This window comes from Enterobacter cloacae complex sp. SHL020, assembly GCF_049236945.1.
Lineage (GTDB): Bacteria > Pseudomonadota > Gammaproteobacteria > Enterobacterales > Enterobacteriaceae > Enterobacter > Enterobacter dykesii.
On sequence record NZ_JBMKJF010000006.1, the window covers coordinates 257,707 to 281,914 of the forward strand.

Sequence of the window (24,208 nt, forward strand, 5' to 3'; positions counted from 1 at the left end):
GTCATGCTGGCGGTTTTGAAGCAGGTTTTTTTGCTTTTCTGCCCTACAGTACAAACTCATAGTGCGAGCCATCCGGCAGCTCCACATCAAGCCGCAGCTTTCCGCCCGCCGCCTCAACGTAGCGCTTGAGAGAAGAGAGTTTCAAATCGCGCCCGGGCTTTTCCATTACCGCAACGGTAGGTTGCCTGATACCCAACGCCTGCGCCATTTCTACCTGCGTTTTTTGTACTTTCTCGCGTAACTCAGCAAGATGAATGTTGAGCAAAATATCCGTTGCTATCGCCTGAGCGCTGGCGACAACCTCCGGCTTTTCATCCGCTATAAGCTGCTCAAGGGTTCTTCCCATCGCGCTATTCCCTCCCTTTTAATGTATTCAGCCAGTGAGTGAATTCCCGGTCAGCAACGAGAAGCATCTCATCGTAGAATCGCCTTTCATTGCCGACCTTATTACCCGCACAAAGCACGATACCCGTGCGGTTTGGATCAAAGGCGAAAAACGCCCGCAAGGGATCGCCCTTACTCTGAATACGTAGCTCTTTCATGTTGCTGTGACGAGAGCCTTTAAGCGTATCAGCGTAGGGTCTCGATAAACCCGGCCCCTTCTCTCGCAAAACAAGCAGTGCTGCAAGTACGCTGGCGCGTTCGGTATCGTCAAGCGAAGTGAACCAGCGATCAAACCTGTCCGTCGTGTTAATTGCCCACACAAGGCCTCCCATCAAATATAGATCAAAAGCTATATACATGCAAAGCTATAGCGATGATTATGCAGAGATGGAAAAGCAGAATCTTGTGGGGTTACGGAAAGACTGAACGCGTGCCGGAGTAATTCTGTGTATCCCTTGTTGGATATTCATTTTGTTACGAGCAGCATCGAAAAAAGTTCAGCAGCCCGTCAACTGCCGCCAGACCGCCACCTCCTCATCCAGCCATGCGACAAAAAGAGCCACCTCCGGCTTCGTCTCCGTTGACCGCGCTGTCACCAGCCAGTAAGGCCAGGGATACGGCGCGGTAATGGAGGTTAGCTGGACCAGTTCACCCCGGGTGATGGCATCCTGAACCAGAGAGCGGCGCTCCAGCGCGATCCCTTTCCCGAGCCGAACAGCTTCGATAATGATATTGGAGTCGTTAATGCATAAACCGCCAGGCACGATCTCTTTCTCCAGCCCCGCATTCACGCACCACGTTTTCCACGACTCCATGGAAAAAATAATATGACTTTTTGCAATCTCAGCCGGCGTAGCGGGCAACACACCGTCGTTATAGCCAGGCGCGGCCACCACAATGAGTTCATCGGAAAAAAGGTACTGGCTTTCACTCCCTTCCCAGTTTCCTTTCCCCATCCGTATCGAGATGTCTATCCCCTCCTGCTGCAGGCTGGTGACCGTCAGGCTGGCCTGGATCCGAAGGGTGATAAGCGGATATTTCGCCCGAAAGCGTTCCAGACGCGGCAACAGCCAGTGGCATCCAAAAGACGGCACCATCGCCAGCGTCAGCTCCTGCTTTCTCGGTTTCACCTGTACAAGCCGGGTGGCATCCGCAATATGGTTCAACGCCTCGCGTACCTGTAAGGCATATAGCCGCCCTTCTTCGTTGATCTGCACCCCGCGTCCCTGACGGATAAAGAGCTTTACGCCCACCATCTCCTCCAGCAGTTTGATCTGCTGGCTGATTGCGGAATGGGTAACGTGGAGTTCTTTCGCCGCCAGCGTCACGCTGCCAAGACGGGCGACGGCTTCAAAGCTTCGCAAACTGGCAATGGGTGGAAAATCCGACATGAAAGCTCTCCCTTATCCGCGCTGGATGTATAACGGCAACTTGCCCACATGTCAGTAATACTAACCTTTACGGTAAGATACTGAAGATATTCGCCAGGAAGTTTATATTGTACTGTCTGTTCATCCTCTTCAATGACGCGTTATTTCACAGAGACAGGAAAACGGGAACGATGATTAAGCTTGTTGGCATGATGGATTCACCTTATGTACGGCGCGTGGCGATCTCCCTTGAGCTTTATGGCGTTGAGTTTGAAAGCCAGCCGCTGTCGGTCTTTAGCACTTTCGAAGCGTTCTCCCGAATCAACCCCGCGGTAAAAGCGCCCACGCTGATTCTGGATAACGGAGTACGTTTGATGGATTCGTCGCTGATACTGAATTATTTCGAGGCTCAGGCCGCACCCGAGCGGAGACTCCTGCCCGTCGCGCCGGATGCGCTGGCAAACGATCTTCAGACGCTGGGCTTTATCCTCGCCGCCGCGGAGAAAGCCGTGCAAAATGTGTATGAACACCACCAGCGCCCGGTGGAAAAGCAGCACGCTTTATGGGTCGAACGCATTACAACCCAGCTGCTGGCGGCCTGCAGGGAATGGAATGCCTTGCTGAAGACGCGTCCGGCCTCCGCCGCTCCCGATCAGGTTGCCGTCACGAGCACGGTTGTCTGGACGTTTATTCAGTCGATGATCCCGCACGTCGTTAACGCAGCGGATTTTAGAGAGATTCAGGCGGCTGCCGAATCATTTGAATCACAGGCGGTCTTTAAAAAATATCCGTTCAACTAAATGACGAGCCCGGTCAGTGCAGCGCTACCGGGCATACCAGCGCCTAAATCTGATAATCAATCGCCACTTCTTCCGGTTCCATCACCTGGCGTTTAATCTCATCCACCGACAGCCCGGCGTTGCAGAGCTCGATAAAGCGCCACACGTAGTTGCGCTGCAGCTGCCCGCGCTTCAGGCCAAGCCATACGGTGTTAGCGTCAAACAGGTGACGCGTATCAAGACGCACCAGGTTCCCGTCCTCGCGTTCTCCGCTGGACTGTTCCGCCACCAGACCAATGCCCAGACCCAGCTCGACGTAGGTTTTGATCACGTCAGAATCCTGCGCGCTCAGCACCACGTCCGGCGTTAGCCCTTTGCGGTTGAAGGCTTCATCAATACGCGAGCGTCCGGTGATCCCCTGGCGGTAGGTAATGAGCGGCCATTTCGCAATGTCTTCCAGCGTCAGGGGAGAGACCTGATTGAGCGGATGATCGACCGGGAGTAATAAGCTGTGGTACCAGCGGAACCAGGGGAAGGCCACCAGCAGCGGGTCGTTGCTCAGGCGTTCGCTGGCTATGCCGATATCCGCCCCACCGTTTTGCAGCAGCACTTCAATTTCCTGCGGCGTGCCCTGGATAAGCTCCAGACGGACGTCGGGGAAAAGTTCGCGGAAGGCTTTAATCACCGGCGGCAGGCTGTAGCGCGCCTGGGTGTGGGTGGTGGCGATGGTGAGTACGCCTGAGGCGTCATTGGTAAAGAGATCGGCCAGACGACGCACGTTGCTGGCCTCATTGAGGATCCGCTCAGCGATCGTGAGCAAAGCCTTACCCGGCTCCGTCATGCCGAGCAGCCGCTTGCCGCGACGGATAAAGATCTCTATGCCCAGCTCCTCTTCCAGCTCGCGGATATGGCGGCTGACGCCGGACTGAGAGGTATAAAGCATATTGGCGACCTCGGTCAGGTTGTAGTCCCGCCTGGCCGCCTCACGGATAATTTTAAGTTGCTGGAAATTCACGATTCACTCCGGCGCATCTGACATAGCTCTATTGTTAGAGTCAGCCGCGCTGCAGAACAAATAATAAAAACCAGCATCTTATGCTTTTATGGAATATCAGCTCACGAGCTGAAGTTCACGATTCTCAAGCGACGGCTTGCTGACCAGCGACATCAAAATCTCTTTTACCGCCTGCGCCTGCGGCGTCAGCGAACCGCGTGCAGACATGTTCAGCGACAGCGGCAGGCTCATGGAAGGCGTGGTGATGCGTGCCATCCAGCCGTTCGCCGCGCTGCACAGCGAGCGGGCTGCAGATTCTGGCAGAACCGTCACGCCCATTCCGCTGGCAATGGCTGCGGTCAGCGTGGAGATCGAGTCGATTTCACCGATGATTTTGGCCGTCAGACGGCGCAGGGAGAACGCTTCGTCCACGCGCACGCGCACGGCGCTGTAGTCGCGCGGCAGATAAAGATTCATCTCTGCCACGGCGGTAAGGTCTACGCTCTGGCCCGGACAGTCGCGGGTGCCCACGAGGTAGAGATCTTCTTTCAGCAGCGGCTGGCTGGTAATGCCGGCGACCGGGGAGCGATCGTAAAGGACCGCCATATCCAGCTGGCCGTTGAGCAGTTTGTCATTCAGCATGGAACCGCTGTTTTCGTGCAGGTACACCAGCACCTCAGGCAGCTCGGCGCGGACGGCCTGCAGCAGCGGCATGGTAATAGAGGACGCGGCCGTTCCCGGCGCCAGGCCGATAGAAACGTGCCCGCTCAGGGTCTGGCCCACGTTATTCACCGCCAGCTGCGCCTGTTCACACTGGCGGAGGATGGTGCGCGCATGGGTATACAGGATCTTACCTGCTTCCGTTGGCGTAACGCCGCGTTTGGTACGAATCAGTAACTGCTGATCCATCTCGCCTTCCAGAGTAGCCACCTGCTGGCTCAGCGCAGGCTGCGCGATATGCAGCACTTCTGCCGCTTGAGTCAGGCTGCCGATATCGACGATTTTTACGAAGTATTTCAGTCGTCTTAAGTTCATTTTGCCCCCTGTTCGAAATGCTGTGCCGGAACCGGCTGTCGTTGTTGAACAGGTTTTGCAATATGAATGCCACTTTTACCAGGCGGTCTGAATTGTTCGCTAAGCGCCTGAAAATAAGGAAACCTAATCATGAAGGGGAGTATTATTACCGAAACAGCAGTTTATGATCTGCCCCATTAGGGGTATATCCGCACCATGACGGTGCATTCCGCTGTCAAAAACATCACTTTGCCGATTTTGTCAGCAAACGATCAAAAGGCGTTGATCCACCCTTTGACAAGGCGAACGCAGGTCGATAATATGCGCCCCGTTCACACGATTCCTCTGTAGTTCAGTCGGTAGAACGGCGGACTGTTAATCCGTATGTCACTGGTTCGAGTCCAGTCAGAGGAGCCAAATTTGAAAAGCCTGCTTTTAAAGCAGGCTTTTTGCTTTTCTGTGCAAGGTAAATGCAAAACGGCAACCTTGTTGCCGTTTTTAGTGTTTGCACCCTCTCCCGTGGGAGAGGGCTGGGGTGAGGGCACCAGCCCCCACTATCCCCTCACATGCCAATCTTAACCGGCATCCCCGACCGCCGTTCCAGTTCGGCTCCTGCCCCCTCGTTTATCAGCTGCGTCCGCTGCGCGGCGGAGATGGGCAGCGGCACCTTCCGGGTTGATTCAAACTCCGCACGGTTACGTGATAATGGCTCGTGAACTTCCACCCATCGGCTGCCGTCCGGCTCCGTGGTCATCTTTACAGGCCGATCGATAAGCTGCACGCGGGTACCTACGGGAACGTTATCGAAAAGATACTTGATGTCGTTATTGCGCAGACGGATACAGCCCTGGCTCACCCGCAGCCCGATGCCGAAATTCGAGTTGGTGCCGTGAATGGCATACAGCCTTCCGATATAAATCGCATACAGGCCCATCGGGTTATCCGGCCCGGCGGGCACGAATGCCGGCAGCGTTTTCCCTTCCGCCGCATAGGCACGGCGCGTATTCGGCGTCGGAGACCAGGTTGGCCCCTCCTGCTTACGCTCAACGGCCGTCACCCAGTTACGCGGGGTTTCGCGCCCGGCCTGACCGATGCCGATGGGCAGCACTTCAACGGTATTGCCGCCAGGCGGGTAGTAGTAGAGGCGCATTTCCGCCGCATTCACGATAATGCCCTCGCGGGCGGTGTCAGGCAAAATCAGCTGCTGGGGTATAACCAGCCGGGTGCCGGGTTTGGGCAAAAAAGGATCCACCCCCGGATTCGCTTCCAGCAGGTTGCTCAGCCCCTGCCCATACTGCGCGGCAAAGGCTTCCAGAGGCAGCGTATTGCCTTCGGGAACGGTGATGATAATCGGGGTTCCCACCAGACGACTGCCTTCCGGCGGGAGTGTATAGGTTACGGCAAACGCGCCGGGTACAGCGGCACACAGCGTAAGGACGAACCAGGTCAGTCGAATCATAGTTTTCTGCGCTCAAAAAAGAGAAAGCCCGGACTCAGGCAGGCTTTCTCAGTTTACGCTATCACGCCTCGGTTTTGCGCCACCTGCGGGTCAGCACTTTCTCCGCCTCGACAATAAGGAACATCACAAAACCAATCAGGAAGGTGATGACCCAGTAGCGGAACGGCAGCGCTTCGGTGCCAAACAGCATCTGCATGAACGGTGCGTAGATAATAAGAAGCTGTAACGCCAGCAGTACGCCGCTCACGATCCAAATTCCTTTGTTCGCCAGCAGGCCTTTGCTCAGCGAGAAGCCATCATTAACGCGGCAGTTGAGCATGTAGAACCACTGCGCGGTCACCAGGGTTTGCAGCAGCACGGTGCGGATAAATTCTGCCGAGTAGCCGCGCGGCTGTAGCCAGGCTTCCAGCACGAAAGCGCTAATGGCAATCATCAGACCGACAAACACCACGCGCCAGATGGCATAGCCGTCCATCACATGGAGATTCGCCTTGCGCGGTGGCCGGTTCATGATGTCCTTCTCACCCGCTTCAAATGCCAGGCCAAACGACAGGGTCGCCGACGTCGCCATGTTCATCCACAGGATCAGGACCGGCGTCAGCGGGATCAGGTTCCCCGCCAGCAGCGCGATGATGATCAGCAGAGCCTGCGCGATGTTACTGGGGATAACGAACAGAATGGTCTTTTTCAGGTTGTCGTAAACCCGGCGTCCCTCGTGCACCGCGCTGGCAATGGTGGCAAAGTTGTCATCCGTTAACACCATGTCGGCGGCTTCCTTGGTCACTTCCGTCCCCTTAATTCCCATGGCGATACCCACATCCGCCCGCTTGAGCGCCGGGGCATCATTTACGCCATCCCCGGTCATGCCCACGACTTCCTGCTTACTTTGCAGGGCCTGCACGAGGCGGAATTTATCCTCCGGGCTGGTTCGGGCGAAAATATCGTACTGCTGCGCGGCATCGCTCAGCTGACGGTCGTCCATCGCCTCCAGCTCACGTCCGGTGATAGCGCTTGCGGCATTACCAATCCCCAACATTTGCCCAATGCTCATGGCCGTTTGCGGGTGGTCGCCGGTGATCATTTTCACGCGGATCCCGGCCTGCAGACAGTCGGCAATGGCGGTAATGGCCTCCGGACGCGGTGGATCCATCATTCCGGCAATGCCCAGCAGGATCACGCCGTTATGCAGGTCCGGATGATCAAGCTCGCGCTGTCCCTCGTGGGCAGGTTTCCAGGCCGCGGCCACCATGCGCAGACCTTCCCGGGCATACTCTTCAATCTTCCCTTCCCAATAGGGCTGATCGAACGGCTGCAGCCCGTCATTCGTCTGCTGGTACTGGCAGAGGCGGAACAGGACGTCCGGCGCGCCGGTGATTAAAATCGCCTCTTCATCGCCCAGCCGGTACAGCGTGGACATGTATTTATACTGCGAATCAAACGGGATTTTGCTGCGCATTTCGGTATCGAGCGGTGGGAGCGGAATTTTCGCCGCCAGCACCTTCAGCGCGCCCTCGGTTGGGCCCCCGGTGATTTTCCACAGCCCCTGCTCGTCTTTGATCAGCTGGCTGTCATTACAGAGATCGATGGTGCGAAGATAGCGTTCCAGCAGGGAACCCTGCGTCACGCTGACGGGTGTCGGGTCATCTACGGGGTGAATATTCCCCACCGGTTCGTAGCTGTCGCCCTCCACGCGATAGGTCGTGTCAGCGGTGATCACCGCTTTGACCGTCATTTCATTCATCGTCAGGGTGCCGGTTTTATCCGAGCAGATGACCGTCATCGCGCCCAGCGTTTCCACCGTAGGCAGCTTGCGAATGATGGCCTTGCGACGCGCCATGGCCTGTACGCCAAGCGAAAGGATGATGGAGATAATGGCCGGCAGGCCTTCAGGTACGGCGGCAACGGCGAGGCTAATAAGCGACAGCACCAGTTCAGAAACCGGCATATCCCGGAACAGGAGGCTAAAGACAAACAGCGCCACCATCATCACCAGGATAGTGATGAAGATGGTCTTACCGAGCTTATCCATCTGCACCATCAGCGGCGTGCGGTGCTTTTCAATGTCGGACATCATCTGATTGATGTGGCCCAGCTCGGTCTCGCCCCCGGTAGCCACCACCACGCCTTTACCGCCGCCGGAGCTGACGGTGGTGCCTGAGTAGAGCAGATTATACCGGTCACCTAAAGGCAGTTCCCCGCTTAACGCATCGCTGTTTTTCTCAACAACGGTGGATTCGCCGGTCAGGATGGCCTCCTCCACGCGAAGGTTATGCGCTTCAATCACGCGCAGATCGGCAGGGATACGATCCCCGGCACGGATCACCACGATATCTCCCGGGACCAGCGCCGTAGTGGGGATCGTTTCATGATTCCCCTGTCGTACCACCACGGCTTCGCTGGAGAGCATATTGCGAATACTCTGCAACGATTTTTCAGCATTGCTCTCCTGAATATGGCCAATCAGCGCGTTAATGATGGCAACCCCAAGGATCACAAACATGTCTACCCAGTGGCCCATAAAGAGCTTAAGCAACGCGGCCACCAGCAGAACGTAAATCAATACGTCGTTAAAATGCGCCAGGAAGCGCAGCCAGGCGGGTTTGCCCTTTTTTTGCGGTAACGCATTCTCACCGTGCTGCTGAAGTCGGGCTGATGCCTCTGTGCCGCTAAGGCCTTCCAGGGTGGAGTGGATATTCGACAGGGTTTCGTCAACGGTTTGTTGATAGTACGGACGTTCAGGTTTTCCTGTTTTCATCGTTCCTTCCTCAGGTTCTATTCAGAAATCACCTTGCTTCTCTGTAATTAACGAATAACGAAAACAGGAACATGTGCGTAACGAACAATACTTGCCGCCTCTGAACCTAACAAATGGGTTTGAATATTGGGATTGCGGGAGCCGACGATAATCGCGCCGACAGCAAGTTCATCCGCCAGCTTAATAACCTCATCACGAACATTCCCGCTACGGACGTGGAGATGAACCCGTTCTTCTGGCAGATTCAATTTTTTGACCAGGTCAGACAGCTTTTCTTTCGAATTATTAATCATATATTCATCCATTTTGCGCGCATCTGAAATAAAACCACGCGTCAGTTCGGCTGAAAATTTGGGCATGACGTGCAGCAGATGAATGTCACCCGATGCGCTTTGCGCCAGAAACTGTGCATGCTGCAACGCTTTATCCGCCAGGCTTGTCTCGTAGACATCCACCGGAACGAGAATGTTTTTATACATATCGAGCATCCTTTTTATAACCAACACGAGAGTGAATGAAGCAAAAAAACGCATTAAATGCAGGGACTTGCCCTTAATGCCAGTTACGGTAAAAAAAGATGATTAATATTAAACGTAGCACAGGAATATCAGGTTTAGCGCTTCCCCACTGATAATGGTTATTTAACATTTATCTTTTCGCCGACTATGCTCATAGTCAGCTACCGCTTCCGGCTCATGGAGGAATGTATGTATGGTTTAAGCCTGATCCGTCTGGGTATGTTTATTGCGCTTGCCATTATCGCCAGCACGGCGATTGGTTTATTTACCTATATGGTCGTCACTGTTCTGGCAGAATAGTGTCACCCCTGTCCAGGCTATGGAATAAATAAAACAGTTATTTATTAGGGGAATACAGTGAACCGCTACCTCTCTCTTTTACCGTTCGTTTTGTTAACGCTCACGGCGTGCGACCCGAAACCGAAGCAAGCCGCCCCCCTGCCCAGGATGGTAAAAGTGGCGGAGGTGACGGTTCCCGGTCACGCCCAGCAGCGAATTTTTCCCGCCCGCATTGAATCGGGTGATGCCACAGACCTTTCCTTCAAGCGCGCAGGTCAAATTGAAGCGCTCGATGTGCGTCAGGGCGCAGCCATCAAGCAGGGGCAACAGCTAGCCAGACTGAACGCCCGTGAAGCCCAGCAGCGGGTTAACGACAGACAAACGGCGGCGACGCTGGCCCAGAGGCAATTCGATCGATTCCAGACGCTGGCGGGCCGCCAGGCGATTTCGAAAGCAGAAATGGACGTGCAGCGTGCGAACCGCGATTCGGCGAATGCGGCGCTACAGATCGCCCAAGAAGAGCTGAATCAGATGACGCTCGTCGCCCCCTTCAGCGGGACGGCGGCCAGCGTGCATGTCCGAAACCATCAGGTGGTGTCTGCCGGTCAGCCCATCGCGACGTTAACCCGCACCGACCTGCTTGACGTGGTGTTCAGCATCCCTGAAAACCTGTTTAAGACCTTTGATATCCGTAACGCCCAGTATCGCCCGGTGGTGAAAATCAACGCCATGCCGGATCGGGAGTTTACTGCCGTCTACAAAGAACACTCGGGCAGCAGCGACAGCAACACCCTGACCTGGCAGGTGATACTGACCATGCCGCGCCCGGATGATTTTCCCACCGTCGGTGGCGTAAGCGGTACGGTGACCATCAATTTAAGCAACCTCCCGGCGGGCGCGGGCGATCAGGCGCTGGTCGTACCGGTTGAGGCAGTCTTTAACCCGGACAACAGCCCGCGCAATGAGCCGCACGTCTGGGTCGTAACGGGCGAAGGCGACGCGCTCCATCTTGAAGACCGCAAGGTCAGCGTGGGGCAAGTGAGTACCGAAGGCGTGATGATTACCAGCGGGCTTAAGGCGGGCGAGCGGGTGGTGGCCGCTGGCGTTGGGGAGCTTCATGCTAACCAGCCGGTGCGTATCTGGACGCGTGAACGGGGACTGTAATGGATATCTCTCGTCAATTTATTAATAACCCCGTTCGCGTCTGGCTAACGATCCTGCTGCTGGGCATCGGGGGTATTTTTGCCCTGTTGAATATCGGCAGGCTGGAAGATCCCGCCTTTACCATCAAAACCGCAGTGGTGGTCACCCACTACCCTGGCGCATCCGCTCAGCAGGTTGAAGAAGAGGTGACGCTTCCGCTGGAGAATGCCCTTCAGCAGTTGCCCTATCTGGATAACGTCAGCTCTATCTCCTCAAACGGCCTGTCGCAGATCACCGTGAACATTGCCTCGCGCTATCACTCGAACGAGCTGCCGCAGATCTGGGATGAACTGCGCCGCCGCGTGGGCGATGCCTCGCGTCTGTTCCCGCCCGGCGTCGTCACGCCCTTTGTGAATGACGATTTTGGCGACGTGTTCGGCTTTTTCTTCGCCATTTCCGGAGACGAATTCAGTAATCCTGAACTGGTGAGATATGCGGAGCAGCTGCGCCGCGAGTTAATTCTGGTCCCCGGGGTCGCGAAGGTCGCCATCGGCGGGGCCATTGGTCAACAGGTCAACATCGATATCTCCCTGACCAAAATGGCCGCGCGCGGCATTACGCTGAACCAGCTTTCCGCCCTGCTCAGCAGACTCAACGTCGTTTCCAGCGCCGGAGAAATCACCTCCGGCAGCGAATCCATTCGCCTGCACCCGACCGGTGAGTTCGGGAGTCTTGATGAACTGGCGGACCTCATCATCACGCCTTCCGGCACCGGGGCGGCGACGCGTCTGCGGGATATCGCCACGCTGTCGCGCGGGCTGAACGAATCGCCAGCCAGTATCTACCATGCCAACGGCAAAAAAGCCGTCACCATGGGCGTCTCGTTTATTCCCGGCGTGAACGTGATCGACGTGGGCCACGCGCTGGAGTCAAAGCTAAACCAGATGTCGGCGGAAAAACCGGCAGGCATACAGATAGACCTGTTTTACGATCAGGCAGCCGAAGTGGGCCATTCCGTTAACGGTTTTATTATTAACTTCCTGATGGCGCTGGCGATCGTCATCGGCGTGCTGCTGATCTTTATGGGCGTACGCAGCGGGATAATCATTGCGGTTTCTCTCGCCCTTAACGTGCTGGGCACGCTGCTGATTATGTATCTGTGTGGCATTGAGCTGCAGCGGATCTCGCTCGGGGCGCTGATTATCGCCCTCAGCATGCTGGTGGATAATGCCATCGTGATTGTCGAAGGAGTGTTGATTGCCCGACAGCAGGGCTCCCCGCTGTTAACCGCCGTGAACTACATCATCCGCCGCTCCGCCCTGCCGCTGCTGGGAGCGACGGTGATTGCCATCCTGGCGTTTGCCCCTATCGGGCTGTCGCAAGATTCCACCGGGGAATACTGTAAATCCCTGTTCCAGGTGCTGCTGATTTCCCTGATGCTGAGCTGGTTCTCTGCGCTCACCCTCACCCCGGTGCTGATTAAGTGGTGGTTGTTTAAAAACGACAGCGCGCCCGATAAAACCGACGAGTCAGATCCTTACGACAAACGACTCTACCGCGCCTACCAGCGCCTGCTTAACACGCTGCTGCACCATAAGGCACCGACTCTGGTAGTGATGACTGCGCTGCTGGCGGCGTCCATTTGGGGCTTCGGCGCCGTACGGCAAAATTTTTTCCCGTCGTCTAATACGCCGATTTTCTTTGTCGACCTGTGGCTACCCTACGGGACCGATATCAAGTGGACCGAGAAAATGACCGGCGATATCGAAAAAACCATTAACGGCCAGCCGGGGGTGGAGACCACCGTCTCGACCATTGGTCAGGGCAGTATGCGCTTTATTCTCACCTACAGCGGACAGCGGCAGTACGGCAACTATGCGCAGATCATGGTGCGCATGGACGACCAGCGCAACATCTCCGCCCTGACGCGCCACGTGGACGAGTACATCGCGCGAAACTATCCGCAGGTCAACGCCAGTACCAAACGCGTGATGTTTGGCCCCTCCGGCGACAGCGCCATTGAGGTGCGCATTAAAGGCCCCGATCCTGACCGGCTGCGCCTGATTGCCAGCCAGGTGGACGATATTCTGGCGCGCGACCCGGCCACGGGGAGCGTCAGGAACGACTGGCAAAACCGCAGCAAGGTGATCCGCCCACAGTACGTTGCCGCCCTGGGCCGCGAGCTTGGCGTGGATAAGCAGGACGTCGACAACGCGCTGGAGATGAACTTCTCCGGCAGCCGGGCGGGGCTGTATCGGGAAGGCAGTGACCTGCTGCCCGTGGTGGTGAGGCCCCCGGAAAGCGAAAGGCTGGATGCCAGTCACCTGAACAACGTGCTGGTGTGGAGCCAGACGCGGCAGCAGTATATCCCGCTGAGTAACGTCGTCAGCCGCTTCTCGCTGGAGTGGGAAGATCCGCTCATCCTTCGACGCGACCGCTCGCGGGTGCTGACGGTGCAGACGGACCCGGACCCGCTGAGCCAGCAAACCTCCGGAGACATTCTCGCCCGCGTGAAGCCGCAGATTGATGCCCTTAGCCTGCCACACGGCTACAGTATCGAGTGGGGGGGCGACGCAGAAAACTCCAGCGAAGCGCAGCAGGGGCTGTTCACTACGCTGCCGATTGGGTATCTGGTGATGTTTGTTATTACGGTGCTGATGTTCAGCTCGGTGAAAAATGCCGTCGCCATCTGGCTGACCGTACCGCTGGCGCTGATTGGCGTCACGCCGGGATTTTTACTTACCGGCATTCCCTTTGGCTTTATGGCGCTGATTGGCCTGCTGAGCCTGAGCGGGATGCTCATCCGCAACGGCATCGTGCTGGTGGAAGAGATCGAACAGCAGAAAACGCAAAAGGATCAGCACAGCGCGATCGTGTATGCCGCCACCTCGCGCCTGCGCCCCATCCTGCTCACCGCGTTCACTACCGTACTTGGCCTGGCTCCGCTGCTGCTGGATGTTTTCTTCCAGAGCATGGCCGTTGTCATTATGTTTGGACTGGGGTTTGCTACAATCCTGACGCTGCTGGTACTCCCCGTGATCTACGCGTGTTTCCATCGTAAGGACGAAGCCAAACAACAATGAATGCGACAGGGCTGAACATTATCAAAACGCTGGGCTGTATGACGGCGGTCACCTTCTTCACCATCTACAATACCTGGGATCATTATGATTATGACTATCACTGGATCCTGGGGTTTTTAACCTTTATCTCGACGATTGCCACACCGCTGTTTTTTGTGGTGTCGGGCTATCTCGACGGACAATCGCGGCACGGCACGCGCTGGCAGCTGGGTAAAATTAAAAGTCTGGTGATTGTTTTTCTGTTCTGGATAACGATCTACTACCTGTGGGAGCCTTATCAGCGCGGGTATTTAATCCAGCCCTGGTTCGTATTCGCCTTTGTGGTGATTTACACCTTCCACCCGGCGGTGGAGTGGCTTAGCCAGCGGCGAGCGCTGTTCTGCGGCGCGATTGCTGCCCTGCTGCTCTTTTCCTACGGATACGATCTGCTATCGGCGCTTTATCCTGAAACGCATGTCCTTTCGCTTTCACCGCAGTATCGGCTGTGGACGTGGCTGCTGTTTTATCTGACGGGGCAACTTTTCTGTGACCCGAAAATCGCCGAGTGGATTAGCCGCAAAAAAGTCGTCAGGGCGGCGGTTGTCGCCATCCCGTTTATTTATCTCTTCACCTGGTTTTACGAGCGCCACTTCTTCTTCGCGCTGTTCAAGGCGGACAGAAACGCCTTTATCCTCACCGGCTCTCAAATTTACATTTTGATCATCGCGCTGGTGATTGCGGCGAACGGCGTGCGCTTTCGCCGCAATGCTGAATTTAAGGAGTCTATTCTGGCCGCCATCAGCAAAACGATGACCGGCGTGTATATTGTGCACTACTCGGTGTTTCATCTGCTGACGGCGCTGATACCGGTGACCTCTCTCGGTATGAAGCTGGCGTTGATTGTGCTCACGTTCGTCACCTCTGTTCTGTTCTCCATGCTGGTATTGTCTAACGCCGTGGCAAAAAAGGTGATCACCCTTTAAAAGCCTAAGCGCAGCCAGGCAAAGAGCACGTTGCCGTTATTATATGTCCCGGGAATATAGGTGAACTGGACGGTAACGCGCTTATACCCGGCTGAAAACAGCGGGAAGATGAAGGGGAGCGGGACATAGTTTGCAAAATCATCTCGCGCCGTGATGCCCGCTGCGGCACCGAGCCCAAGGCGGAAATCTTTGGCATTATCCAGGTACCAGCCCTTCTCCCAGCCATACCCCATCGCGGGCTGCCATTCGTTGTGCGAGTCCTTGAACATCATCGCGAAAAGCGCGCTCCAGTTGCCCTCTTCGTTATAGCGGGAAACGCCCAGACCACCGCCCCATGGCATTTCATTGTAATTGTCCGTTTTTTCCTTGTCGTACATAAAGCGAGCGTGCCAGCTCAGAAACGGCAGGTACAGGTCGTAACGTTGGGGCTCTTCCCAGGTTTGTGAAATATCATCCGTCAGCGCATTCCACCAGCCGCTGATACGCTGTTCACCATAGACGTTGGGCTCCGCATGAAGCGGTGCGACGAATAAAAACAGAATCATCCAGAATGCCGAAAAGGTGCGTTGCATCATTATTCCCTCAGCTTAACTCACGCGGCGGTCACTATTACTGTAAACCATTCAGCCTTTAACGGAACCAGAAGACACAATTATCTCGCCGCAGGCGAAGATGAAATTTATTTATTCAGCGCCTTCCGGAAAGATAAAAACGTTTTCTCAGGCGTTTTGTCGCGGTAGTCTCATAGGTTCCGTTTATATGACGGGCGCAATGTGAGTGACCTTTTCTTATACCAATAATTAAAAATTAGTACGGACAGGACAACTATGGACTCCACCCTCATCTCCGATCGTCCCAACGAGGAGACACCTTCGCTCAACCGTGCCCGCCGCGCAGCCTTAGGCAGCTTCGCGGGTGCCGTCGTCGACTGGTATGATTTTCTGCTTTACGGCATCACCGCCGCCCTGGTCTTTAACCGCGAGTTTTTTCCCCAGGTCAGCCCCGCGATGGGCACGCTCGCCGCGTTTGCCACCTTCGGCGTCGGCTTTCTGTTTCGCCCGCTGGGCGGTGTGATCTTCGGCCACTTCGGCGATCGCATGGGCCGCAAGCGCATGCTGATGCTCACCGTCTGGATGATGGGGATCGCCACCGCGCTTATCGGTATTCTCCCCTCGTTTGCCTCTATCGGCTGGTGGGCGCCGGTACTGCTGGTCACCCTGCGCGCCATCCAGGGCTTCGCCGTCGGTGGCGAATGGGGCGGTGCGGCGTTGCTGTCCGTTGAGAGCGCGCCGAAGCACAGAAAAGCGTTTTACAGCAGCGGCGTACAGGTCGGATACGGCGTAGGCCTGCTGCTTTCCACCGGTCTGGTATCGCTAATCAGCCAGGTTACTACCGACGAGCAGTTCCTGAGCTGGGGCTGGCGCATTCCGTTCATCTTCAGCATCGTGCTGGTCATCGCCGCGCTGTGGATCCGTAACGGGATGGAGGAGTCGGCTGAGTTTGAAAAACAACAGCTGGAAAAACCGCTCGCCAAAAAGCGTCTGCCTGTGATGGAAGCGCTGGTTCAGCATCCTGGCGCTTTTCTGAAAATTATCGCCCTGCGCCTGTGCGAGCTGCTGACGATGTATATCGTCACCGCGTTTGCCCTGAACTACTCGACGCAGAACCTCGGTCTTCCCCGCGAGCTGTTCCTCAATATTGGCCTGCTGGTCGGCGGGATCAGCTGTCTGACTATCCCCTGCTTCGCCTGGCTGGCGGACAGGTTTGGTCGCCGTCGCGTTTACATCACCGGGGCGCTGATTGGCACCCTCAGCGCCTGGCCGTTCTTTATGGCGCTGGAGGCGCAGTCGATCTTCTGGATTGTCTTCTTCGCCATCATGCTCGCCAACATCGCTCACGACATGGTGGTGTGCGTGCAGCAGCCGATGTTCACCGAGCTGTTTGGCGCAAGCTACCGCTACAGCGGCGCGGGCGTGGGCTATCAGGTGGCAAGCGTGGTCGGCGGCGGATTTACGCCGTTTATTGCCGCCGCGCTGGTGACCTTCTCCGGCGGCAACTGGCACAGCGTGGCGATTTATCTGCTGGCCGGCTGCCTGCTGTCGGCGGCGACGGCGCTGCTGATGAAAGAGACGAGCCACGGCTGATCTCCCTTTTGTTTCACGGGCGTGTGACATACTATCGGGTAGAGTCGCACACCTGTGGAACAAGGAGACAGAGATGAATAATAAGGGCTCCAGCCTGACCCCGGCTCAGGCGCTGGAAAAACTCGACGCGCTGTATGAACAGTCCGTCAACGCGCTGCGCAGCGCCATTAGCGAATATATCGAAACAGGGAAACTCCCCGATCAAAAGGCCAGAACCGAGGGCCTTTTTGTTTATCCATCGCTCTCTGTGACCTGGGACGGCAGCGCCAGCAGTAATCCCAAAACCCGCGCCTACGCCCGTTTTACCCACTCCGGCTGCTACAGTACCACCGTCACCCGCCCTGCGCTGTTCCGCCCGTATCTAGAAGAACAGCTTACGCTGTTGTATCAGGATTACGGCGCGCACATTGCCGTTGAGCCCTCGCAGCATGAGATCCCGTATCCGTACGTGATTGACGGTTCGGCGTTAACCCTTGACCGCTCCATGAGCGCGGGGCTGACCCGCCACTTCCCGACCACCGAGCTTTCGCAGATTGGCGATGAGACGGCAGACGGGATTTATCACCCGGCCGAATTTTCTCCTCTGTCGCACTTTGACGCCCGCCGGGTCGATTTCTCCCTGGCACGTCTGCGCCACTACACCGGTACGCCAGTCGAACATTTCCAGCCGTTCGTGCTCTTTACCAACTACACCCGCTACGTGGACGAATTTGTCCGCTGGGGCTGCAGTCAGATCCTCGACCCGGAAAGCCCGTACATTGCCCTCTCCTGCGCAGGCGGGATCTGGATCACTGCGGAAACCGAAGCCCCCGAGCAGGCCATTTCCGACCTGGCGTGGAAAAAACACCAGATGCCCGCCTGGCACCTGATCACCGCCGACGGTCAGGGCATTACGCTGATCAACATCGGCGTGGGCCCGTCAAATGCCAAGACCATCTGCGACCATCTGGCGGTACTGCGCCCGGACGTGTGGCTGATGATAGGCCACTGCGGCGGCCTGCGCGAAAGCCAGCTGATTGGCGACTACGTGCTGGCCCATGCGTATCTGCGCGATGACCACGTGCTTGATGCGGTGCTGCCGCCGGATATCCCAATCCCGAGCATCGCCGAAGTCCAGCGCGCGCTGTACGACGCGACCAAAGAGGTCAGCGGCATGCCGGGAGAAGAGGTTAAACAGCGCCTGCGCACCGGTACGGTCGTCACGACGGATGACCGCAACTGGGAGCTGCGCTACTCCGCATCGGCGCTGCGCTTCAACCTGAGCCGCGCGGTGGCGATCGATATGGAGAGCGCCACCATCGCCGCGCAGGGATATCGCTTCCGCGTTCCGTACGGCACGCTGCTGTGCGTCTCCGATAAGCCGCTGCACGGCGAAATTAAGCTGCCGGGCCAGGCCAACCGTTTCTACGAAGGGGCTATCTCAGAGCATCTGCAGATTGGCATTCGCGCCATCGACCTGCTTCGGGCGGAAGGTGACAGGCTGCATTCGCGCAAGCTGCGCACCTTCAACGAGCCGCCGTTCCGCTAATCACGATAAGGAAAAACAATGTCCAGCACATCACCGCTCTCTGCCCTGCGCCACTGGCTTGAGGCCAGCCATCTCGACGGGATGATCGTCCCGCGCGCGGATGCCTGGCAGAGCGAATACTGCGCGCCGTACGACGAAAAGCTGGCCTGGCTGACGGGCTTTGACGGCTCTGCCGGCGTGGCGCTGGTGCTGAAAAACAAAGCGCTGCTGTTCGTCGACGGGCGCTATCAGGTTCAGGCCCGCGTTCAGGTCAATATGGATGAGGTTGAGATCCACCACCTGCACAACGAGCCGCTGGCTGAATGGCTGGCAGAAAACGTTGAGTCAGGCACGCGCATCGGTTTTGACCCGCTGCTGATGACCAACGCGGAGTTTGAGCAACTGTCTGCCACGCCGTGCGAGCTGGTGCCTCTGAAGGCCTCGCCGTTTGACACCTTATGGACCGATCGCCCTGCCGCGCCGGCGGGGCTTATCCGCGAAATGCCGGTTGACCACAGCGGAGAACGCAGCGCGGACAAACGTCAGCGCGTCGCCGCAGTGCTGGCCGCAAACAACATTGATTATCTCGCCGTTACCCTGCCGGATAACATCGCCTGGCTGCTAAACGTGCGCGGTGCGGATATCCCTTACAGCCCGGTACCGCTCTCATTTGCCCTTCTTGGACGTGACGGTCACGTTGAGTGGTTTGTTAACGACAATAAGCTCAGCGCCCTGCCTGACGGTGTGCGCAATGCGTTCACCATTGCGCCGCAGGATACCTTTATTGAACGCTGTCAGCAGATTGCTGAAGGCAAACGGGTGATGGTTGATGCCGATTCCGCGCCGGTTGCCCTGCGCTTCGCCGTTGAACCACGCGGAGAAATTGTCTGGCGGACCGACCCTATCACCCTGATGAAAGCCACCAAAAACCCGGTCGAGCTGGCAGGCTATCGCGAGTGCCATCACCGGGACGGTGCCGCGTGGGTTAACTTCCTCGCCAGGCTGAGCCGCGAAGTGCCGCTGCGCGAGGCGGCAGGGCAACCGCTCACCGAGCTGGACGCGCAGGCGCAGCAGCTTGCGTTCCGTCAACAGCAGCCGGGGTTCATCGAGCAGAGTTTTGCTACCATCTCCGCCTCTTCGAGCAATGCGGCGATGTGCCACTATCATTCGAGCGAGGCCAGCAATAAGCCCATCGGCCATGACCATTTTTACCTGAACGATTCCGGCGGCCAGTATGCTAACGGCACCACCGACGCCACGCGCACGCTGGCGTGGGGTAAGGTCGATCCGCAGCAGCGCCTGCACTACACCGCCGTGCTGAGAGGCTTTCTGTCGCTCATTACCCTGCAGTTCCCTTCCGGGACTCAGGGGCATCAGCTGGATGCGTTTGCGCGTCGCCCGCTGTGGGAGATGGGGCTGGATTACGATCACGGCACGGGGCACGGCGTGGGGCACCAGCTGCTGATCCACGAGAACCCGCATCGCATCGCCAAAAAGGTCAATCCGTGGCCGCTGGTGGCGGGCAATATCATGACTATCGAGCCGGGCTACTATCTGGGCGATAGCCACGGTATTCGCATTGAAAACCAGGTGGAGATTGTGGAGAGCCGTCCGGGGTTCTGCAAATTTGCCTCGCTGACGCTGATCCCGATCGACTTAAGTCAGGTTGAGCTGCATCTGCTGAGCGAGCAGGAAAAACAGTGGCTGGATGAATATCATCAGCAGGTACGTAAGGCATTGTCACCGCTGGTGGATAGCGATGCGCGTGAGTGGCTGGTTGAGGCGACGGCGCCGATTCCTGTGTAATTTCGTGCGGTCTGGTGCCCTCCCCCCAACCCTCTCCCACGGGAGAGGGTGCACACACTAAAAACGGCAACAAGGTTGCCGTTTTGCATTTGCCTTGCGCAGAAAAGCAAAAAGCCTGCTTTAAAAGCAGGCTTTTTAAATTTGGCTCCTCTGACTGGACTCGAACCAGTGACATACGGATTAACAGTCCGCCGTTCTACCGACTGAACTACAGAGGAATCGTGTGAACGGGGCGCATATTATCGATGCTCCCCCGGGATGTCAAAGGCAGAATGCACATTTCCGATCGTTTGCCGAATTATTCTCCACTTCGCGCAATTGTCAGGCACTCTTTCGCGGATATTTCCACAGCCAGCGCCCGCTGACCATCCGCCAGTAGAACAGCGCGCCCCGCACGGCCCAGTCGAGGAACATCCCCAGCCAGACGCCGACCACTCCCCATCCGAGCATTACCCCGAGCGTATACCCCACGACAACGCGACATCCCCACATGCCGAGCATCGATACCCACATCGCAAAGCGGGCGTCGCGCGCCCCCTTCAGCCCGGCGGGTAATACCCACGAGGCTGCCCAGATGGGCATAAAGGCCGCGTTGAGCCAGATGAGGATCTTAACGACCTCTTTAACGTCGTCTTCGTGGGTATAGAACGAAGCCATCAGCCCGGCAAACGGCGCAGTTCCCCAGGCGATCAGCGTCAGCCCAATGGTCGACAGCCAGAACACGTGCCGCAGCTGCCGCTCCGCCTGGCCTATCTGCCCTTTCCCGAGCCGTTTACCGGTGATAATGGTCGATGCCGACCCCAGCGCGTTACCCGGCAGGTTAATCAGCGAGGCGATGGAAAAAGCGATAAAGTTACCGGCGATAACGTCGGTCCCCATCCCGGCGACAAACATCTGCGTGAGCAGCTTCCCACCGTTGAATAACACCGATTCAATGCTCGCGGGAATGCCGATGCCCATCACTTCCCAGATAATGGCGAAATTAAAGGGACGGAAATAGCTTTTCAGCGTCAGACGCAGCGAGGGGGTAATCCCGGCCATCAGCACCCCGATGATGGCTGCCGCACCGATATAGCGTGAAATGGTTAAGCCCAGCCCGGCACCGACGAACCCCAGCCCCTCCCACGAGAACACGCCGTAGATCAGCACGCTGCTGATAATGATGTTCAGGATATTCATCCCGCCGTTGATCAGCAGCGGAATTTTGGTGTTGCCCGCCCCGCGCAGCGCGCCGCTGCCAATCAGGGCAATGGCTGCCGCTGGATAACTTATGACGGTCATCTCGAGATAGGTCAGCGCCAGGTCTTTAACCTCGTTCGTGGCCTCCCCGGCGACAAAATCGATAATCTCTTTACCGAAATAGTGGATCACCGCCGCCAGAACGATCGAAAAAATGGTCATGATCATCAGCGACTGGCGGGCCGCCTCGCGTGCACGTTTGGGATCCAGCTTGCCGAGGCTAAAGGCCACCACCACCGTCGTCCCTAGGTCTATGGCGGCAAAAAACGAAATCACCACCATGTTAAAGCTGTCCGCCAGTCCCACCCCAGCCATCGCCTCTTTCCCCAGCCAGCTCACCAGGAAGGTGCTCAGAACCCCCATCAGCAGAACGCAGGTATTTTCCAGGAAGATAGGCACGGCAAGAGGGGTAATTTCACGCCAGAACAGGACACGATAGCTTTTACGTTTTGCATACCATGGCGTGCGCGTTATCGCCTGGCGTAAGGAGGCAGTGACGTTCAAAATGGACCTTAGCGAAAAAAGTTGAAACTCCATTTCAAATGATGGGGGACAAATGCTAATCCTGCAAAGTATTTTCCAGAAAAAGATGTGTGGATTTACAACAAACTGACGACAGAATCAGCAATCAGTCGATTTTCCCTAAGATCAGGTTTGACAAAACTTTTTTCGCCGCTAAGATAAGCCTCCACAACGATTCCTCTGTAGTTCAGTCGGTAGAACGGCGGACTGTTAATCCGTATGTCACTGGTTCGAGTCCAGTCAGAGGAGCCAAATTTAAAAAGCCTGCTTTTAAAGCAGGCTTTTTGCTTTGCGGATGAGGGAAAATGAACGCTCTGTTTGTCTACGGCACGCTGCGCCCGGGCCACGCTAATGCGCATATTCTTGAAAACATCGGCGGCGAATGGCTGGCCGGTTCCGTATCCGGCACGTTTTACGAACGCGGCTGGGGCGCTGCGGCGGACTTCCCGGGAATTGTGCTCCACCCTGACGGACCCCGCGTTGAAGGCTATCTGTTTATCTCGGATAACCTTGCCGCACACTGGCAAATGCTGGACGAATTTGAAGACGGCTACGATCGGGTTGAGGTCACGGTAACCACCCTTGAAGGCAAGCAGTTTCAGGCCTGGATTTATCAGCTACAGCCGCGTTCTGAGTCATAAAAAAAGGCTCTCTGTCACCAGAGAGCCTTTTTCACCATTCGCTGCGATTACTCGCCTTTTGCTTCGCCGTTTTTGATTTCGCCCATCACTTTCAGCTTTTTAGAGATGTCGCGACGCTCTTTGGACAGCTCAGCGTTTTTGATGATGTAGTCATCAACGCGGTCTTCATAGTCGCTCTTCATGCTGGCGATGATGCCCTGAATAGCTTCAACGCTCATGCCTGGCTTGATGTAGTCGCTAAGGTTGTCGAGCAGTAGAACACGTTTCTGGTTGTCACGGATCTTCTTCTCAACGTCCTGGATTTCACGCTGCAGCTTGTTTTTGCGGCGGAACAGGCGGACGAATTCCAGAACATCCTGGAACGAAGGCTTGGTAGTTTCCATTTTTACACCCCTGATAATGTGAGATTCGGATTCGTTAAGGCAACCGTTGTAACAATAACCTTACTGACAGCGGCTGCGAATGACAATGAGTATATCGTTTAAAGCTATCATAACCCCAATTGCTGCTGAATCGAAGCAGCAGGCGTCACATACGCCTTTTATTTGCGCAGCGCCCGGCAAATAAGGTGCGATAACAGCTCAAGCTGCCGCGCCAGTTCCATGCTCAGCCAGACGTAGCCATGAATAGGCGTTTCCGCCACGTTATCGCTCTGGCGTTCGTTGATTAACTGCTTCAGCTCGGCGACGATCTCATTCAGCCGCTCGCTGTTGGCCAGTATCGGCTGCGGGTTGCCTTCATAGAGCGCATGGGCAATGGTCAACAGCGTTTGCTGCGTCATCTGCTGGGTCTCTTTGAGGGTCTGCGCGTTAAGCATCAAAAGATGGCTGGGACGCGAAGCCCAGTGGGCGTTGATTTGCAGTTCAAGCATGCACACCAGGTTGCGGCTTACCGTCTGGATGGCTTCGAAAATCGCTTTCTGAATACGGGTTTCTTTGCTGGCGGGCGTGATCAGGCCGCGCATTTTGACCACGTCGTTGAGGATCGTTTGCAGATGCTTTTCCAGCCGCGGGCGCTCGACCAGATTAGGAGAAAAACCGGCCTGATAGACGCGGTTAAAGGCGGTGACGTAGTTCGCCATCTGAATACGCCAGTGCAGAAAAGCGCGCTGCGGCCAGATACCGGTGAAGAGCATGGCCAGCAGTGACCCCAGGATAACATCCCCGCTTCGCCACAGCGCCGTGGTCATATCCCCGGCGGGTGCGCCAACCACCACCGCAAGCGTGATACCAATCAGCAGCGCCTGATAAGGACGCTTACCCAACGCCAGCCAGCCGCACAGGAACATGGCGGCACCGCACCATGCCAGCATCACGGGAAATGAGATGAGCTCCAGCTTCAGGGCAATAAGCCCGAGGGCCGAGCCTAACACCGTCCCGCCAATTCGCTCAAAGGCGCGCGGAACAACGTTCCCCCAAAACGAGATGGGTCCCATTACCACCACCAGGGTGATCAGCGGCCACGTCCCTTCCGGAACATCCAGCAAACGGACCAGTACAAACGTCAATACGAACGCCAGCGCGATGCGACACCCGTGCACCACGCGGTAATGTTTGTACAACCGAATTTCAAAAGGGGTTAATGATTTGTCGGGACGCACACCCGCTCT

At 56.5% G+C, this 24,208-nt stretch carries 20 protein-coding genes and 3 tRNA genes; 10 read left to right on the forward strand and 13 right to left on the reverse strand.

Annotated features, from left to right (window positions below):
* Window positions 1-43: 43 nt before the first annotated feature.
* The 3 genes from ACOTZB_RS16435 to ACOTZB_RS16445 form a co-directional block, all read right to left on the reverse strand.
* Entirely contained in the window at window positions 44-346 is a 303-nt protein-coding gene (locus ACOTZB_RS16435; protein ID WP_029741460.1) for an XRE family transcriptional regulator, read from the reverse strand.
* 4 nt (window positions 347-350) lie between these two features.
* Complete coding sequence (locus tag ACOTZB_RS16440) at window positions 351-704, reverse strand: type II toxin-antitoxin system RelE/ParE family toxin (protein WP_045356717.1); 354 nt, start codon at window positions 702-704, stop codon at window positions 351-353.
* Window positions 705-881: 177 nt separating this feature from the next.
* Window positions 882-1,775 carry a LysR substrate-binding domain-containing protein gene (locus ACOTZB_RS16445; RefSeq protein ID WP_045356719.1) on the reverse strand — a complete coding sequence of 298 codons (894 nt, stop codon included), beginning with the start codon at window positions 1,773-1,775 and terminating at the stop codon, window positions 882-884.
* Window positions 1,776-1,945: 170 nt separating this feature from the next.
* Between ACOTZB_RS16445 and ACOTZB_RS16450 the strand changes: the two genes are divergently transcribed.
* Window positions 1,946-2,554 carry a glutathione S-transferase family protein gene (locus ACOTZB_RS16450; protein ID WP_421627805.1) on the forward strand — a complete coding sequence of 203 codons (609 nt, stop codon included), beginning with the start codon at window positions 1,946-1,948 and terminating at the stop codon, window positions 2,552-2,554.
* A gap of 43 nt (window positions 2,555-2,597) precedes the next feature.
* On the opposite strand, the gene cbl is transcribed toward ACOTZB_RS16450, so the two are convergent.
* Both cbl and nac read right to left on the reverse strand, forming a co-directional pair.
* Window positions 2,598-3,548, reverse strand: a complete 951-nt coding sequence (cbl, locus tag ACOTZB_RS16455) for an HTH-type transcriptional regulator Cbl (protein WP_010432106.1) — start codon at window positions 3,546-3,548, stop codon at window positions 2,598-2,600.
* A gap of 96 nt (window positions 3,549-3,644) precedes the next feature.
* Window positions 3,645-4,562, reverse strand: coding sequence for a nitrogen assimilation transcriptional regulator NAC (nac, locus tag ACOTZB_RS16460; RefSeq protein WP_047652425.1), 918 nt, complete (start codon window positions 4,560-4,562; stop codon window positions 3,645-3,647).
* A gap of 320 nt (window positions 4,563-4,882) precedes the next feature.
* On the opposite strand from nac, the gene ACOTZB_RS16465 reads away from it, so the two are divergent.
* Window positions 4,883-4,958, forward strand: a tRNA-Asn gene (locus ACOTZB_RS16465).
* A gap of 145 nt (window positions 4,959-5,103) precedes the next feature.
* Here the strand turns inward: ACOTZB_RS16465 and ldtA are convergent.
* From ldtA to ACOTZB_RS16480, 3 genes are all read right to left on the reverse strand, one after another.
* On the reverse strand, window positions 5,104-6,000 hold the full coding sequence (ldtA, locus tag ACOTZB_RS16470; protein ID WP_421627806.1) for a L,D-transpeptidase: 897 nt from the start codon (window positions 5,998-6,000) through the stop codon (window positions 5,104-5,106).
* A gap of 61 nt (window positions 6,001-6,061) precedes the next feature.
* A complete protein-coding gene (locus ACOTZB_RS16475) occupies window positions 6,062-8,755 on the reverse strand; it encodes a cation-transporting P-type ATPase (RefSeq protein WP_421627807.1) in 2,694 nt (897 codons plus the stop codon).
* A gap of 47 nt (window positions 8,756-8,802) precedes the next feature.
* Window positions 8,803-9,234, reverse strand: coding sequence for a universal stress protein (locus ACOTZB_RS16480; protein WP_047652428.1), 432 nt, complete (start codon window positions 9,232-9,234; stop codon window positions 8,803-8,805).
* 396 nt (window positions 9,235-9,630) lie between these two features.
* Here ACOTZB_RS16480 and ACOTZB_RS16485 point away from each other — a divergent pair, with 396 nt between their 5' ends.
* The 3 genes from ACOTZB_RS16485 to ACOTZB_RS16495 are packed head-to-tail and all read left to right on the forward strand — an operon-like array spanning window position 9,631 to window position 14,740.
* Complete coding sequence (locus ACOTZB_RS16485; protein ID WP_421627808.1) at window positions 9,631-10,716, forward strand: efflux RND transporter periplasmic adaptor subunit; 1,086 nt, start codon at window positions 9,631-9,633, stop codon at window positions 10,714-10,716.
* On the forward strand, window positions 10,716-13,778 hold the full coding sequence (locus ACOTZB_RS16490; protein WP_421627810.1) for an efflux RND transporter permease subunit: 3,063 nt from the start codon (window positions 10,716-10,718) through the stop codon (window positions 13,776-13,778). Before ACOTZB_RS16485 ends, ACOTZB_RS16490 begins: the two co-directional genes overlap by 1 nt.
* Window positions 13,775-14,740 (forward strand): acyltransferase, encoded by a 966-nt coding sequence (locus tag ACOTZB_RS16495; protein WP_126330291.1) that lies wholly within the window; start codon window positions 13,775-13,777, stop codon window positions 14,738-14,740. The genes ACOTZB_RS16490 and ACOTZB_RS16495 overlap by 4 nt, the downstream gene beginning before the upstream one ends.
* Here the strand turns inward: ACOTZB_RS16495 and pagP are convergent.
* On the reverse strand, window positions 14,737-15,312 hold the full coding sequence (pagP, locus tag ACOTZB_RS16500; protein ID WP_032668488.1) for a lipid IV(A) palmitoyltransferase PagP: 576 nt from the start codon (window positions 15,310-15,312) through the stop codon (window positions 14,737-14,739). The two genes, ACOTZB_RS16495 and pagP, sit on opposite strands and share 4 nt — an antisense overlap.
* Before the next feature lie 255 nt (window positions 15,313-15,567).
* Here pagP and shiA point away from each other — a divergent pair, with 255 nt between their 5' ends.
* The 3 genes from shiA to ACOTZB_RS16515 all read left to right on the forward strand — a co-directional run bounded on the left by shiA (window position 15,568) and on the right by ACOTZB_RS16515 (window position 20,197).
* Complete coding sequence (gene shiA, locus ACOTZB_RS16505) at window positions 15,568-16,884, forward strand: shikimate transporter (protein ID WP_421627812.1); 1,317 nt, start codon at window positions 15,568-15,570, stop codon at window positions 16,882-16,884.
* Between the two features lie 73 nt (window positions 16,885-16,957).
* The gene (locus ACOTZB_RS16510) at window positions 16,958-18,412 is read left to right on the forward strand and encodes an AMP nucleosidase (protein ID WP_047652434.1); all 1,455 of its coding nucleotides are present in this window, start codon (window positions 16,958-16,960) and stop codon (window positions 18,410-18,412) included.
* An 18-nt stretch (window positions 18,413-18,430) separates the two neighbouring features.
* The gene (locus tag ACOTZB_RS16515) at window positions 18,431-20,197 is read left to right on the forward strand and encodes an aminopeptidase P family protein (protein WP_421627814.1); all 1,767 of its coding nucleotides are present in this window, start codon (window positions 18,431-18,433) and stop codon (window positions 20,195-20,197) included.
* Between the two features lie 142 nt (window positions 20,198-20,339).
* Here the strand turns inward: ACOTZB_RS16515 and ACOTZB_RS16520 are convergent.
* Together ACOTZB_RS16520 and emmdR are read right to left on the reverse strand one after the other, a co-directional pair.
* Window positions 20,340-20,415, reverse strand: a tRNA-Asn gene (locus tag ACOTZB_RS16520).
* Window positions 20,416-20,518: 103 nt separating this feature from the next.
* Window positions 20,519-21,973: a multidrug efflux MATE transporter EmmdR gene (emmdR, locus tag ACOTZB_RS16525; protein ID WP_152594377.1), complete on the reverse strand. Its 1,455-nt coding sequence runs from the start codon at window positions 21,971-21,973 to the stop codon at window positions 20,519-20,521.
* A 161-nt stretch (window positions 21,974-22,134) separates the two neighbouring features.
* Here emmdR and ACOTZB_RS16530 point away from each other — a divergent pair.
* Window positions 22,135-22,210, forward strand: a tRNA-Asn gene (locus tag ACOTZB_RS16530).
* Between the two features lie 53 nt (window positions 22,211-22,263).
* Complete coding sequence (locus tag ACOTZB_RS16535) at window positions 22,264-22,599, forward strand: gamma-glutamylcyclotransferase family protein (RefSeq protein WP_421627816.1); 336 nt, start codon at window positions 22,264-22,266, stop codon at window positions 22,597-22,599.
* A gap of 47 nt (window positions 22,600-22,646) precedes the next feature.
* Here ACOTZB_RS16535 and ACOTZB_RS16540 read toward each other — a convergent pair whose 3' ends face one another.
* Entirely contained in the window at window positions 22,647-22,982 is a 336-nt protein-coding gene (locus ACOTZB_RS16540; protein ID WP_115875767.1) for a DUF496 family protein, read from the reverse strand.
* 158 nt (window positions 22,983-23,140) lie between these two features.
* A complete protein-coding gene (locus ACOTZB_RS16545; RefSeq protein WP_193806343.1) occupies window positions 23,141-24,199 on the reverse strand; it encodes an FUSC family protein in 1,059 nt (352 codons plus the stop codon).
* Window positions 24,200-24,208 lie beyond the last annotated feature (9 nt).